The sequence below is a fragment of the Acinetobacter tandoii DSM 14970 = CIP 107469 genome, assembly GCF_000400735.1.
Classification (GTDB): Bacteria; Pseudomonadota; Gammaproteobacteria; order Pseudomonadales; family Moraxellaceae; genus Acinetobacter; species Acinetobacter tandoii.
In genome coordinates this window covers 32017-44790 of record NZ_KE007368.1, presented here as the reverse complement: position 1 = coordinate 44790, position 12774 = coordinate 32017, and the positions used below count along the sequence as shown (strand labels likewise).

Genomic DNA, 12774 nt, shown 5'->3' with positions numbered 1-12774 from the left:
AACCCTTGTATCGTTTCTATCTTTTGAAGCACTACAAGGGTTTTTTGTTTTTATGTGAACTGTAGTTAAATATTTTCAAGATGTGAATAAGGTTTGCAGTGTTCATTATTAAGTGTTATTAAGTTGCTGATTGGAACCTGAAAAGCGAAAGATAATGAAAAAATTATTACGACCTTTAGTTGTTGCTGTTTTGGCAATCCCAACTTTGGCTATGGCGAATACGCCTGAAACAACAACAGTTGCCAAAGTAGAAGCTGCTCAAGGTGCAACAACCGCAGCAGCTACGGTACAAGATACTAATGTTACGGTGATGAGTCCGCGTACTGGGATTAAATATACTTTCCCAAATGCGCAGCAACGTCCAATTATCTTAAAAACAGCAGCAGTGAGTGCTGCAACCACAACAACGGCAAGTCGTATTGTCGCGACCAACCCAGCACTTTCTGCGGAAAGCCAAGAGCAAGCGAAACTAACGCTTGCAGGAAGTCCAACGCAGTTGGTGGCAAACTAAGTCGATACATCAAAAGGCAGCTTACGAGCTGCTTTTTTTTTTGTATAAGTATTGGTTCGAGTCGAATTTAATTATTCGAAATACTCTTTTAAATTGAGATGAAAATAATTTTTAGCTGTGTAAAGGGAATACGCAGGAAATTGCCTGAAACACCTCGATTTTTAGTTGCATTTCTACTAAGCTGTGACACTTACTTGAATAACAAAGTGGACATTTAAAAATGGCAGTGGGTGACGTTACTATGCCACAGATGCATGTGGTCAAAGGGGTAAAAATCGGTTCGGCTGAAGCATATATTCGCTATCAGAACCGACGTGATCTGGTCATTTTTGAATTTGCTGAAGGTTCAAATGTTGCGGGCGTTTTCACACAGAATGCATTCTGTGCAGCACCAGTACATGTATCAAAAGCCCATTTAGCTGTGGAAAATCCACGTTATTTAATTATTAATACAGGCAATGCCAATGCTGGAACAGGTTCTTTGGGAATGCAAAATGCCCAAGAAACTTGTATGCAATTGGCAAAATTGGCAGGTGTCAATCCAGAGCAGGTTCTCCCTTTTTCTACAGGTGTGATTGGTGAACAGTTACCATTACCACGTCTAGTTGCAGGTTTACAGCCAGCATTGGACAGTTTGAAGGAAGATGCATGGACAGATGCCGCATTTGGCATTATGACCACAGATACTACACCTAAAGGTGCATCTGAGCAGTTTGAGCTAGATGGTGTATTGTACACCATGACAGGTATTTCCAAAGGCGCTGGCATGATTCGTCCTAATATGGCAACCATGTTGGGTTATGTTGCGACGGATGCACCAATCTCACGTGAATTGGTTCAACAATTGTTACAGATTGCTGTGAATCAATCGTTTAATCGCATTACCATTGATGGGGATACTTCGACCAACGACTCTTGTATTTTTGTTGCCACGGGTCAAGCAGGTGGTGTTGAAATTACATCAACAGAAGATACTCGCTATGCAACTGTGCTTGAAATCCTTGTTCGTGTCATGAAACGCCTAGCACAATTGATTGTACGTGATGGTGAGGGTGCAACCAAGTTCATGACAGTCGCAGTTGAAGGTGGTGCAGATACACAAGAATGTTGTGATATTGCGTACAGTATTGCGCATTCTCCGTTGGTTAAAACTGCATTTTTTGCTTCTGATCCAAACTGGGGCCGTATTTTGGCGGCCATTGGTTATGCTGGGGTAAAAAATTTAGAGGTTGAAAAAATTCAGGTTTGGTTAGATGATGTACAAATCTGTAAGGATGGTGGCGCCGCAGCGGATTATACGGAAGCAGAAGGCGCACGCGTAATGGCACAAACAGAGATTACCATTCGGGTGGACTTGGGTCGCGGTCAAGCGAAGGATACGGTCTATACCTGTGATTTATCTTATGACTATGTCAAAATTAATGCGGATTACCGTTCTTAATGGCATTTGAGTGAAGAAAAGCCTCCGTTGTGAGGCTTTTTTACCAATTAAAGTTTTGAATGACTGGTCAATTCAGCACAGTGCCAAATTGACCGTGTTATGGATGCACCGCTTGTGAACAAGCAGTTGGGATAGAGAAGACGTTTTTATGAATGATGCGACCAATTTAATTGCCAATGACGCAAAATCGATTGTGCAGGCGCATTTAGACCGTTTAGGCGAGCCAAAAGACAATCATTTGACTGAGCAAGCCAAACAGGAAAAATTTGAACAAATCAAAGCGGAATTGAAAAAACGTGATGCTGTTCTTGTCGCGCATTATTACTGCGACCCTGAAGTTCAGGAATTGGCAGAGTTGACGGGCGGTTGTGTATCAGACTCTTTGGAAATGGCACGCTTTGGTCGCGATCACGCAGCCTCGACGTTGGTAGTAGCAGGTGTGAAATTTATGGGAGAAACTGCAAAAATTCTCTCCCCAGAAAAAACTGTGTTGATGCCGACCTTAGAAGCAACTTGTTCACTCGATTTAGGCTGCCCTGTAGATGAATTTACAGCGTTCTGTGATCAGCATCCTGATCATACTGTCGTGGTTTATGCCAATACCTCTGCTGCCGTAAAAGCACGTGCAGATTGGGTGGTGACTTCTAGTTGTGCCGTCGAGATTATTGAGCATTTAGATAGCTTGGGTGAGAAGATCATCTGGGCGCCAGATCAGCACTTGGGGCGCTATATTCAAAAGAAAACGGGTGCAGATATGCTGCTTTGGGATGGCGCATGTATCGTACATGAAGAATTCCGTGCCCGCGGCATTGCCAACATGAAAGCACTCTATCCAGATGCTGCGGTTTTGGTTCATCCTGAATCACCAGAATCTGTGGTTGATATTGCCGATGCCGTTGGTAGTACTTCGCAACTGATTAAAGCTGCACAGACCTTACCACATGAACGTTTAATCGTGGCGACAGACCGAGGCATCTTCTATAAGATGCAACAAGCGGTACCTAATAAAATTTTAGTTGAAGCACCGACGGCAGGTGAGGGAGCGACATGTCGTTCTTGTGCACATTGTCCTTGGATGGCGATGAATGAATTGGATGGAATTTTGCAGGTATTGCAGCAAGGTGATCAGGAAATTCATGTCGATCCAGCCTTAGCAGAACGTGCCAAATTACCTCTAGATCGCATGCTTAACTTTAGTGCGAGTTTAAAACGGTAAAAATTGTTTAAAAAATATCAGAAATGCTTGATATTTATACGTTTGACGCATTTTTTTAACTTTTTTTAAATATAGGTGTTGACGTTCTTGGGCGTCGCGCCTAGAATGCACACCGTACCGCACGATGTGCGATACGGTAAAAGCTGAGATGAATCGGAGCATAGCACAGCCTGGTAGTGCACCTGGTTTGGGACCAGGGGGTCGTAGGTTCGAATCCTACTGCTCCGACCAATTCTTCAAGGCAAAGTATCATATGATATTAGTATCATCGGTCATGCGCCTGTAGCTCAGTTGGATAGAGCATCCGCCTTCTAAGCGGATGGTCACAGGTTCGAATCCTGTCAGGCGCGCCATTTGGTAGCTTGATATTGTAGGACTATATATAGTGGTGGATGTAGCTCAGTTGGTAGAGCCCTGGATTGTGATTCCAGTTGTCGCGGGTTCGAATCCCGTCATTCACCCCAATTTCGGAGCATAGCACAGCCTGGTAGTGCACCTGGTTTGGGACCAGGGGGTCGTAGGTTCGAATCCTACTGCTCCGACCATATTCTTGATTTTAATAAGAAATTCCCAAAGTTAAGCGTTTAAGCTAACAAATTTAAATGTAAGTTTCCTCTTATTACCTTGCATTTAAGCATCTCTTTAGATCACTTTTCTATCCCCAACTTATTCCCAGAATTTTTTTTAATTCCGTGTGAAAAATATTCGAAACCATAGTTTTTTGATAATCAGAAAAAAGTTATGGGGTATCTAAATTTTTAAGTAATAAAGTAATATTTATAATTTAATTAATTAATTTCAATATCTTATATGGTTTTTCATAAGTAATTTAGAAGTAATATCTAAGTAATTTATTGCTGTGTAAAAAAGTTAGATCAAGCTAAATTCTCTATCAATAAAATCAAATACTTATAAAATATTACTTTGAAAATTACAAAAAATTACCTTGGGAAGTAATGATTTATTTCTTTTAAATTCAGTGTCTTATGATTTTTTATTACTTTATTACCTCAAAGTTCTAGCCATCCCTAGGAAAGAACATATTCATGGTCGTTTAATCGAAGATGAGTCAATAGTTTGTGCTAAGGGAATAAGAGGAGGAATAATTGGTTTTTTGTCATTTCAGCAAATACATCTATTACAATTGCAGAATTAAAATTATGTCTTTGGGGATTTTATGAAAAAAGATGAAATGAAATTTAAAGTGAAACTTGAACAAGCACGTGCAGAGCAATTGTTGGCTTTAAGTCAGATTGTGGTCACAGAATCATATAAAAACCCTTCTGTTAAAAGGTCTGTTGATGATGCTATAAGACGTTTATCCGAAGAATGTGGAAAATAGTATTTTGCAGTAGAATGAAGTATTAAGTTTTATTCCTTTCCTTTGAACATCACGTGTAATAGCGCTCATTTCGCGCAGATTCGCTTTATCCTGCCTTTGCAGTAAAACAGCCACATTTAGAGAGCGTAGGTGGGGTGGGGCAACTGCGCGGCTCTGGGTGGGGGTGTGGTAGGTGGGAATGACTCTCATTTGTGGGTAATTTTCTAAGGGCAATAAAAAAGCCTGCATGTGCAGGCTTTTTTATTTGGAAGGTATTAGGCGATTTGAATCTTCAACTCTTTGCCTAGTGCTTTGAATGCATCTTCAACTGCTTCAATTTTGGTACCATGTTTTAATGATAACAATCTATCTGCATTTTTCTGGATACCACCTAAGCGTCTAGCGAGTTCTGCCTTAGTAACTTTTTGATCTAACATTTCATTGTATAGATAGATTTTTGAAGCAACCAAAACAGGAACGTGGACGAGATACTCACCATCTTCCTGATCAGATGGCAAAGGAATTGCCTTGCGATCATCCATATACAACATAAATACTGTCTCGATACCATCCAAGGCTTCAGATAAAGCCTCTTCTAATGAATATCCAACACTATTCAACTCAGGCAGATCACGAGCACTTACAAGAAAGGCATCGCCTTCTTGAACAATTTGGACTGCATATTTCATTTTATAATTACCTCGACTAACGGTTCGAGCTTAAACTTAAAAGCTACGTAGGATTTGAGGCTAAAGCCCCAAATCCTTTTTGATCTTTAAACGAGTGCCTTCTGGTATCTCTTTTTTTCCGTGGTTGGGGAAAACACTTTTCTTACCGTTTAACTCAATAATCATGTGTGATCCTTTTCCCTTCCGCAAAATAACAACACCTTGTGCTAGAAGCCATCGTTTAAATTCGTTGTAGCTCATAAGCTTCACCTTGTTTAAACAATAACTTATTATAAGACAAATTTGTCTTACTATCAATATAAAATAAGACAAAAATGTCTTATTTTTTGCTTGCAATACAGTTGGAATGGAGCGAAAATCCTTGTCATAAAGATGATTTAAATAACTGTTTTATAGGTATTTTATGAAAGATATGGGTGTTGTTGAAATGAATATTGAACGTGCAAAAAGTAAATTGTTAATGTTACATGAGGAACTCGATAAATTATCTTATACAGATTGTGAAAATGCTTTAGGTGAAATCGTGATCAATCATGTAAATGAGGAATTAGTAAAACTCTTAAAGTTTTTAACCCCATAAAAAAAAGCCCTTAGGGCTTTTTTTTATGGCTTATGTTTTATGATTATTTTGGTTGAATGAGTTCATATTTATTGAACTTAATAATTTCATCGCCAGCCCATTCATTAAATTGAAGCAAACGGGATTGTAAAGGAATAATCTCGTTGTGATAGAAAACCTCAGTTGCCGATTTGATGTCGCCAAAGCCACCTGCATTACTGGGTACGATACCCATCAATTGCGGTGGAATACGCAGAGCAGCCAAAGTGTCATCTCGCGTTATGGACTTAATATTGGTGAAGTCATCCTTTGCTGCAATCTCAGAAGTAGGGATGACTTGAATCCCGTCTTTTTTCCCATTCGGACTGTAATAAAATAAATTTCTAAAGTTTCCTGGTCCTTTACTTTCTTTTAAGGCAGTTCGTAATGCGGTAATGTCATTCGGATCGGAAGCAGGGTCATTTACATACAAGATAAATCCTGCATGAGATCCATTGTTATAATACTTGCGACGAAAGAGCGTAGCCGATTCATTCAACCATGCGCTTTGAAGTGCAGAAATATATTCAGGCGTTCCATAGATTTCCTGATCGATATCCGTTTCACGAATATGGCAAATGCGATCTTGTGGGAACTCATATTCCTCATAACCTTTGTGGCTATTGTTCAAATAAAAATATTGTCCAGAGAAATCGCCTGCGCGAGTGTATTTAGCCAAAGCAGGCTTATATTCAATCGTATTTCTTAACCGTGATTGAACATCTTCAACATAAGTATTTCCGCACCAGATAAAGTCGAGACCTATTTGTTCAAAAGCCTTTCGGCTCATTTTGGGATGAGGAACAAATAAATTCGCCAAGAAATTACGTTTGAAAATAATGCCACTGCTCAAATAAGGCGTGGCTTTAAAACTTTTGGATAGACCTTCAAGGCTCACTTGAGGTTCATACCACCGACCATTGAACCAACATTCCATATAATTAGATAAATCATGTCCATCTAGAACAGGAACAGCATCACCAAAGGAAAAGGCTTCTGCCTTTTGAGGAATCGCTTGTTGTACAGGTTGCGGTAAATAGCTTAAAGCTGAGTTCATCAAACTTTTTGCGTTTGAAAATAGATTCATGAATAAATCTCCACCATAGATGTATTTGTTTCGGTAATCCCTGCCAATGGTTCGTTATAAATGGCATGCATAAGTGCCCAAGCCAGATCCGCATGCCCAGTTTCTTCTGAACGCCCTGCAGTAAAGGTGATTTGCTTCTGACTGGCAGTCATCGTTTTTTTGATGCTCATAAGCGACTGCGTTAAATCTTTATCACCTGCGTCATATTCAAGTCGTCCATTGCGAACGACATCTAAAGTCTTATAAACCAATTGAGATTTAACTTCGGGTGAATACTTAAAGGCATGTACAGCAGGGAAGAATTGACGAACCAGTTCAGCGACACCTACGCCCATGCCCGTAGTATCAATACCGATGTAAGTGACGTTGTAACGTAAAGTGATACTGCGAATATGTTCAGCTTGTTGTGCAAAGTCATCGCCCTTAAATTGATGACGTTCCAGAACTCGGAATTTACCACCTGCTACAGCAGGGGGAGCAACCACAACCAAGCCTGCATTGTCACCAGTCAAAGCAGGGTCATAGCCTACCCACACAGGTTTATTGGCAAATGGGCGCGAGTGCCAAACTTTGAAATCATCCCAATTTTCTAAACTGTCCACCATGCAATGCTGTAGCATATTAAGTGGGAACATCGACTGGCCATCATCGACAAACTCACACATCAACAAGTTTTGAAAATCATCGGCTGAATATTCAAACCTCAGATCCTCAATGTTGAATAAGTCGCAACCGCCTTCCTCTGCATCCAAAATCGTGACAATTTGTCGCCAAATTTTGTCCTCGCATAGACGCCCTTTTTTTAGTGCATCATGAGAAACATCAATCCTGACTTGTTTATTTTTTGGACGTCCTTTATTGAAACGCTCCCCAGTCCAAAAAGAATGGGCTTCATGGGTAATGGTTGAAGGTGTAGAAAAATAGGTTTTGCGCCATTTCTTATGTAGCGCCATTGCCGAGGCAACTTTTTCCAACTCATTAAAACCATGTGTCCAGAAAAATTCGTCAAAGTAAAAATTACCGTGGTGACCTTGTGCAGTTCGGTAATTCGTACCCAAAAACAGCAGCTCTGCACCATTGGATAAAACAATCGGATCTCCCGTCAGTTCAACCCCACAAACATCGGCTGCAAAGGCTTTAATGTAATGTTTAAAAATATGGGCTTGCGCTTTAGAAGCCGACAAGAAAATCTGATTTCGACCAGTTTTCAAAGCATCAATTAAGGCTTCACGGGCAAAATAATAGGTTGCACCAATTTGTCGACTTTTTAGAATTGCACGGGAACGTTGATCCATTGCCCGATACCAGTTCCATTGGTATTCAAATAGGTTTTCTTCAAATGCCAGTACCAGTTCTTCGATTTGTTCTTCGGTAAAATGATTCGGGACTTTTTTGCGTGGTGCAGAATTGCGCTTACGGATCTCAGGGTTCAAATCCGCTTCGGTACCATCATTGCGATACTTTTCAATACGGGCAAATTCCTTATACGCCCGCATCAACATATCAATTTCTTTAATGTCACCCGATGTCTTTTTATTTTTAAGAATGAGCACCATTAAGCGAACAGTTAAAGCATTTTCAACACGATTTTCGGGTTTCTCTTTTTCCCAATCTTCACGTGTTTTCCATGCCTGAACCGTTCGCTCATTTTCATTCAGTACTTCTGCAATATCGACAATTTTCCACCCAAGCCAATATAGAAATTTAGCTTTAAGTTTGTTGTCCATTATCAGATGTAAATTTGCGATTGGAGATAGATCATTCATTGCCAAGGGCTGTTTGCTTTAATGTGCAAACATTGGCAGTACCGTGTCTTTTTAGCAGTCTGATTAATTTGTATGTGAGTTATATACAAGGAATTCGGATTGCAGACGGCATGTGACATTGCCCATTCTGCACCTATTCGAAAACGTGATTTTTATCCGACAATCAATTTACTGAATAGGTTTGCAAATGGGCAAAGAAGATAAAAAATATAAATCCAAGTGGTTCTGTATTGCTGTAGCAGGGGACACTACGGATGGTCGAGAAATTCAGGCAGATTGGATTATCCAAATGGCTGAAAACTATGATCCAAACACCTATGGTGCGCGTATCAATGTTGAGCATATCCGTAGTCCTTTTCCCGATAGCGTATTTGGTGCTTATGGCGATGTATTGGCACTCAAAACTGAAAAAGTCACCATCGATGGTGAAGAAAAAGATGCGCTGTTTGCTCAGATTGAACCTACGGAAAGCTTAATTGCACTCAATCAGAAAAAACAAAAAGTTTATACATCGATTGAAGTTGATCCAAATTTTGCCAATAAAGGTAAAGCGTATTTAGTCGGCCTTGCTGCAACAGACAGTCCTGCATCACTGGGAACAGAAATGTTGCAGTTTGCAGCGGGTGCCAAAGTAAATCCATTTACTGATAAAAAACAGCGCCCTGAAAATCTCTTTACTGCTTCTCAAGAAGTCTCTCTCGAATTTGAAGAGGTCAAAGAGCAGCAATCCTATTCCGCAGGCTTAATCCAAAAAGTAAAAGAAAAATTTAGCAAAAAAGAAAAAGTAGAGAAAAAGCCTGCGGAGTCTTTCTCAGAACAGGAACAAGCCATTCTTGAAATTGCACAAGAGACAGCAGATCAAGGTCAAGCTGTTTCAAAACTTGAAGGCAATTTCAATACATTGAACACAGCGCATGAGCAGCTGCAAAAAGATTTCAATGACTTGAAAACCAAACTGGAAGGTGAACCTGAACAAGAACCTCGTCCTAAATCAGGTAACAACACATTCTCCGAAAAAGTTGAATGTTAACCCTTCATTAAAATTATAAAGAGTAAATCTTATGCGTACAGAAACACGTTTTAAATTCAGTGCTGCCATGAAGGAATTGGCAAAACTAAACGGTGTAGAAAAAGTCTCTCAAAAGTTTACAGTTGCCCCAACTGTTCAGCAAAAGCTGGAAGATAAAATCCAGTTGTCATCGGCATTCTTAAAGAAAATTAATGTCTTTTTGGTGGAAGAACAATCAGGTTCAGCCGTAGGACTTGGCATTTCTCGACCGATTGCTTCACGTACCAATACGGATAATACGGATCGTCAAGCAAAAGATCCGTCAGGTATGGATGAGCGTTTCTATATGTGCCGTAAAACGGACTTTGATACAGCTATCAAATATCAAAAACTGGATCAATGGGCGAAGTTTAAAGATTTCTATGCTCGTTTTAGCGGTCAAATCCATAAACGCCAAGCCCTTGACCGTATCATGATTGGTTTCAATGGTACGTCAATTGCGACTACAACCGACATTGTTGCTAATCCAAAATTGCAGGATGTAAACAAAGGTTGGTTACAAAAAATGCGTGAAGAAAATCAAGCACGTGTCCTTTCTTCAGGTGCAACCACTGGGAAAATTATCATCGGAAAAACAGGTGATTATAAAAATGTAGATGCTTTGGTGATGACCTTAGTCGATGAAATGATCGATGAAGTTCATCAGGACAATCCAGACCTTGTGGTGCTGTGCAACCGAAAAACTGTAGCAGACAAATATTTCCCGTTGGTGAACCAGGATCAACCGAATTCGGAGAAGTTGGCTGCAGACATCATTATCAGTCAAAAGCGTATGGGCAATTTACCTGTTTATGCAGTGCCATACTTCCCAGAAGATGCCATTTTGGTCACCACTTTCGATAACTTATCGATTTATGTGCAGGAAGGATCTCGTCGTCGTACGGTCATCGATAACCCTAAACGCGATCAAATCGAAAACTATGAATCATCGAATGAAGACTATTACATCGAAGATCTTGGTTTAGCTGCGATGGCAGAAAAAATTGAAATCCAAGCGGGGTAATGTTGAATGAACTTAGCACGACAACATTTCCTCAAACATAGTGCTAAAGCAGCAGCCGTTTCGGCTGCTGAGTACGGCACCATGCAGTCGCAAACGGCTTATGAAATGCAATTGATGCAGCTCAACCAAGACCGTCACCGACTGCGCCAAATTCAATCCACTGAAGCAAAAATTAAGCTCAAACAAAGCTTGGTGCCAACTTATATTCCGTATGCAGATGGAATCATGGAAGCCAATACAGGTGTCCAAGATGAAGTTTTTATGACGCTATTGGTGTGGTGCATTGATACAGAAAATTATGCAAAAGCCCTAGAAATGGCTGAGTTTGCACTGCGTCATAACATGATTATGCCAGATCGTTTTGAGCGTAAAACGGCTGTTTTAGTCACCGAAGAAATTGCCAATGCCTTTTTAAAAGCGCTTAAAACCAATGCTGCAGTGGATATTGCAGTTCTTCAGCAACTTGAATCACTGGTTATTCCAAGTGATGAAGAAGATCCAGACATCGATCCAAAAGTTTTGGACATGCCAGATCAGGTTAAAGCCAAACTTTTTGTTGCACTCGGTAAAGCCAATATCAAGCTCATTCAAAGCACTGACCAGCCATCAGAGCAAGATTTGGAAAGTGCTAAATCTGCACAAGGCTATTTAAGTCGTGCCATTGAATTGGATGACAAATGTGGCGGTAAACAGGATTTAAAAACAGTGGAAGCATTGTTGAAAAAGTTTCCACAGCAAACATCAGAACAAACTGAACCATTGCTCAATGCAAATGGATCACAAGTCGTAGATGACCAGGGCGACCTGCAGTTCAAAACGACATAACCGAGTGCCCACGCACCGCATGGGCGAACAATAGGGATGTCATTACACTGTAATACACATAAATACTATTGTTCCCACCCATGCACTAACAAAAACAACGGCAGGGGATCGCATGGGATTCGTCGCAAATGGCAATAACACACCAAGCCAAATCGAAATCAAAAGTGACCCGTTTTATCCGATTATTCTTTTGGATCACATCCGAGAAATTGTCCGTATCGATAGCGCGGTTACAAACGAACGACTCAAACAAGCCATCATTGAAGAAGTGCTCGACATCAACCGATTGCTAGTTTCACTCAAAGCCAAAGCATCCGTTTTGTCTGAACTTTCCACTACCCAAATCAATGATCAACCAGAAACGGATTTTCTATATTTGTCTGCAGTCGCCAATGGTGTAGCAGCCAAAGTAAACGAGAACTATCGCAATTATGACAGTTCCAATTCTGGTGCCAAAAGAGCAGATCAAGCTGAAGGCACCGTCGATGATTATCGTCGCAATAAGCAGTGGGCTATTCAGCACTTATTAGGGGAAAACCATACCGTGGTGGAGCTGATATGAAAGTTTTTCCAATTACTAAACATGATGAGTTCAAACAAACGATAGCAGTCGTGGATTCTATTGAATTACGTCGACTTATTGCGGAAGCCATTGCTGAAAAACTGGGTATCGATCTTGAAGATGAAAAAAATAGTTTCTATTACACCAATTTAGAAAACTTACAGCATCTTTCATCGACTGAATTTGAAGCACATGCAGTTGCTATTCACTTTATTGAAAAAAGACGGGAATTTTGAAACATGAATATTTCTTCAGTCGAAAGTCATAAACGTACGCATTGGTATCGTTTTTCTCAGAAAGAATTAGAGCGACTTGCACTTGAAAAAATTGCTCAGGAACTTGGTTTGGATCTAACACAGTCCAATTTGAAGTCAGAAACAAGGCTCTTTAGGCAGTCTCAGGGCATCGATGTTAATACTTATGAGTGCGAAATTAAAATTATTGAAAGCTTGGATTGTAAGGACTGAGCATTATGAGCAAAACCATCAATGCCCTACAAAACGACACCATCGACTCCATTTGTTGGCGTGAATACGGACGCAGCTCTGGAGTCGTCGAAATGGTACTCGAAGCAAATCCAAACATCATTGAGCACGGTGTGCTGATTCCGATGGGGACGGAAGTGATTCTGCCTGATATTGAAACGCCACAACAAACAAAACAAAGCATCCAACTATGGGACTGAA

At 40.4% G+C, this 12774-nt stretch carries 16 protein-coding genes and 4 tRNA genes; 16 read left to right on the top strand and 4 right to left on the bottom strand.

From position 1 onward, the window contains the following. Positions 1-154 precede the first annotated feature (154 nt). The 8 genes from I593_RS13600 (at position 155) to I593_RS20470 (ending at position 4510) form a co-directional block, all read left to right on the top strand. Positions 155-511 carry a hypothetical protein gene (locus I593_RS13600; RefSeq protein ID WP_016168160.1) on the top strand — a complete coding sequence of 119 codons (357 nt, stop codon included), beginning with the start codon at positions 155-157 and terminating at the stop codon, positions 509-511. 220 nt (positions 512-731) lie between these two features. Further along, positions 732-1952, top strand: coding sequence for a bifunctional glutamate N-acetyltransferase/amino-acid acetyltransferase ArgJ (gene argJ, locus I593_RS13595; RefSeq protein WP_016168159.1), 1221 nt, complete (start codon positions 732-734; stop codon positions 1950-1952). A gap of 148 nt (positions 1953-2100) precedes the next feature. Then, positions 2101-3168 (top strand): quinolinate synthase NadA, encoded by a 1068-nt coding sequence (nadA, locus tag I593_RS13590; protein ID WP_016168158.1) that lies wholly within the window; start codon positions 2101-2103, stop codon positions 3166-3168. A 154-nt stretch (positions 3169-3322) separates the two neighbouring features. Then, positions 3323-3399, top strand: a tRNA-Pro gene (locus tag I593_RS13585). 45 nt (positions 3400-3444) lie between these two features. After that, a tRNA-Arg gene (locus I593_RS13580) sits at positions 3445-3521 on the top strand. Between the two features lie 35 nt (positions 3522-3556). Next, positions 3557-3632 (top strand) — tRNA-His (locus tag I593_RS13575). Positions 3633-3636: 4 nt separating this feature from the next. Beyond that, positions 3637-3713 (top strand) — tRNA-Pro (locus tag I593_RS13570). Positions 3714-4345: 632 nt separating this feature from the next. Further along, complete coding sequence (locus I593_RS20470; RefSeq protein ID WP_016168157.1) at positions 4346-4510, top strand: hypothetical protein; 165 nt, start codon at positions 4346-4348, stop codon at positions 4508-4510. Positions 4511-4764: 254 nt separating this feature from the next. Here the strand turns inward: I593_RS20470 and I593_RS13565 are convergent, their stop codons facing one another. Further along, a complete protein-coding gene (locus I593_RS13565; RefSeq protein ID WP_016168156.1) occupies positions 4765-5178 on the bottom strand; it encodes a type II toxin-antitoxin system HicB family antitoxin in 414 nt (137 codons plus the stop codon). A gap of 60 nt (positions 5179-5238) precedes the next feature. Next, positions 5239-5418 carry a type II toxin-antitoxin system HicA family toxin gene (locus I593_RS13560; protein ID WP_016168155.1) on the bottom strand — a complete coding sequence of 60 codons (180 nt, stop codon included), beginning with the start codon at positions 5416-5418 and terminating at the stop codon, positions 5239-5241. A 163-nt stretch (positions 5419-5581) separates the two neighbouring features. Between I593_RS13560 and I593_RS20675 the strand changes: the two genes are divergently transcribed. After that, the gene (locus I593_RS20675; protein WP_016168154.1) at positions 5582-5758 is read left to right on the top strand and encodes a hypothetical protein; all 177 of its coding nucleotides are present in this window, start codon (positions 5582-5584) and stop codon (positions 5756-5758) included. Between the two features lie 43 nt (positions 5759-5801). Here I593_RS20675 and I593_RS13555 read toward each other — a convergent pair whose 3' ends face one another. Next, positions 5802-6863: a phage portal protein gene (locus I593_RS13555; RefSeq protein ID WP_016168153.1), complete on the bottom strand. Its 1062-nt coding sequence runs from the start codon at positions 6861-6863 to the stop codon at positions 5802-5804. After that, a complete protein-coding gene (locus tag I593_RS13550; protein ID WP_016168152.1) occupies positions 6860-8629 on the bottom strand; it encodes a terminase large subunit domain-containing protein in 1770 nt (589 codons plus the stop codon). The genes I593_RS13555 and I593_RS13550 overlap by 4 nt, the downstream gene beginning before the upstream one ends. A gap of 187 nt (positions 8630-8816) precedes the next feature. Here I593_RS13550 and I593_RS13545 point away from each other — a divergent pair, with 187 nt between their 5' ends. The 7 genes from I593_RS13545 (at position 8817) to I593_RS13515 (ending at position 12773) form a co-directional block, all read left to right on the top strand. Further along, positions 8817-9659 (top strand): GPO family capsid scaffolding protein, encoded by an 843-nt coding sequence (locus tag I593_RS13545; protein ID WP_016168151.1) that lies wholly within the window; start codon positions 8817-8819, stop codon positions 9657-9659. Between the two features lie 31 nt (positions 9660-9690). Next, complete coding sequence (locus tag I593_RS13540) at positions 9691-10701, top strand: phage major capsid protein, P2 family (protein ID WP_016168150.1); 1011 nt, start codon at positions 9691-9693, stop codon at positions 10699-10701. Positions 10702-10707: 6 nt separating this feature from the next. Then, the gene (gene gpM / locus I593_RS13535; RefSeq protein ID WP_016168149.1) at positions 10708-11526 is read left to right on the top strand and encodes a phage terminase small subunit; all 819 of its coding nucleotides are present in this window, start codon (positions 10708-10710) and stop codon (positions 11524-11526) included. A gap of 112 nt (positions 11527-11638) precedes the next feature. Continuing rightward, positions 11639-12088, top strand: a complete 450-nt coding sequence (locus tag I593_RS13530; protein WP_016168148.1) for a head completion/stabilization protein — start codon at positions 11639-11641, stop codon at positions 12086-12088. Continuing rightward, positions 12085-12324 (top strand): hypothetical protein, encoded by a 240-nt coding sequence (locus I593_RS13525; protein ID WP_016168147.1) that lies wholly within the window; start codon positions 12085-12087, stop codon positions 12322-12324. Before I593_RS13530 ends, I593_RS13525 begins: the two co-directional genes overlap by 4 nt. A gap of 3 nt (positions 12325-12327) precedes the next feature. After that, positions 12328-12555 carry a hypothetical protein gene (locus I593_RS13520; RefSeq protein ID WP_016168146.1) on the top strand — a complete coding sequence of 76 codons (228 nt, stop codon included), beginning with the start codon at positions 12328-12330 and terminating at the stop codon, positions 12553-12555. 5 nt (positions 12556-12560) lie between these two features. Beyond that, positions 12561-12773 carry a tail protein X gene (locus I593_RS13515; protein ID WP_016168145.1) on the top strand — a complete coding sequence of 71 codons (213 nt, stop codon included), beginning with the start codon at positions 12561-12563 and terminating at the stop codon, positions 12771-12773. Position 12774 lies beyond the last annotated feature (1 nt).

Bases quoted from the DNA above. Each gene is read 5' to 3' on its own strand.
- I593_RS13565 (WP_016168156.1), bottom strand. From the start codon at position 5,178: ATGAAATATGCAGTCCAAATTGTTCAAGAAGGCGATGCCTTTCTTGTA.
- I593_RS13545 (WP_016168151.1), top strand. From the start codon at position 8,817: ATGGGCAAAGAAGATAAAAAATATAAATCCAAGTGGTTCTGTATTGCT.
- nadA (WP_016168158.1), top strand. From the start codon at position 2,101: ATGAATGATGCGACCAATTTAATTGCCAATGACGCAAAATCGATTGTG.
- I593_RS13520 (WP_016168146.1), top strand. From the start codon at position 12,328: ATGAATATTTCTTCAGTCGAAAGTCATAAACGTACGCATTGGTATCGT.
- I593_RS13600 (WP_016168160.1), top strand. From the start codon at position 155: ATGAAAAAATTATTACGACCTTTAGTTGTTGCTGTTTTGGCAATCCCA.
- I593_RS20470 (WP_016168157.1), top strand. From the start codon at position 4,346: ATGAAAAAAGATGAAATGAAATTTAAAGTGAAACTTGAACAAGCACGT.
- I593_RS13515 (WP_016168145.1), top strand. From the start codon at position 12,561: ATGAGCAAAACCATCAATGCCCTACAAAACGACACCATCGACTCCATT.
- I593_RS13555 (WP_016168153.1), bottom strand. From the start codon at position 6,863: ATGAATCTATTTTCAAACGCAAAAAGTTTGATGAACTCAGCTTTAAGC.
- I593_RS13560 (WP_016168155.1), bottom strand. From the start codon at position 5,418: ATGAGCTACAACGAATTTAAACGATGGCTTCTAGCACAAGGTGTTGTT.
- I593_RS13540 (WP_016168150.1), top strand. From the start codon at position 9,691: ATGCGTACAGAAACACGTTTTAAATTCAGTGCTGCCATGAAGGAATTG.
- gpM (WP_016168149.1), top strand. From the start codon at position 10,708: ATGAACTTAGCACGACAACATTTCCTCAAACATAGTGCTAAAGCAGCA.
- I593_RS13530 (WP_016168148.1), top strand. From the start codon at position 11,639: ATGGGATTCGTCGCAAATGGCAATAACACACCAAGCCAAATCGAAATC.
- I593_RS20675 (WP_016168154.1), top strand. From the start codon at position 5,582: ATGAAAGATATGGGTGTTGTTGAAATGAATATTGAACGTGCAAAAAGT.
- argJ (WP_016168159.1), top strand. From the start codon at position 732: ATGGCAGTGGGTGACGTTACTATGCCACAGATGCATGTGGTCAAAGGG.
- I593_RS13525 (WP_016168147.1), top strand. From the start codon at position 12,085: ATGAAAGTTTTTCCAATTACTAAACATGATGAGTTCAAACAAACGATA.
- I593_RS13550 (WP_016168152.1), bottom strand. From the start codon at position 8,629: ATGAATGATCTATCTCCAATCGCAAATTTACATCTGATAATGGACAAC.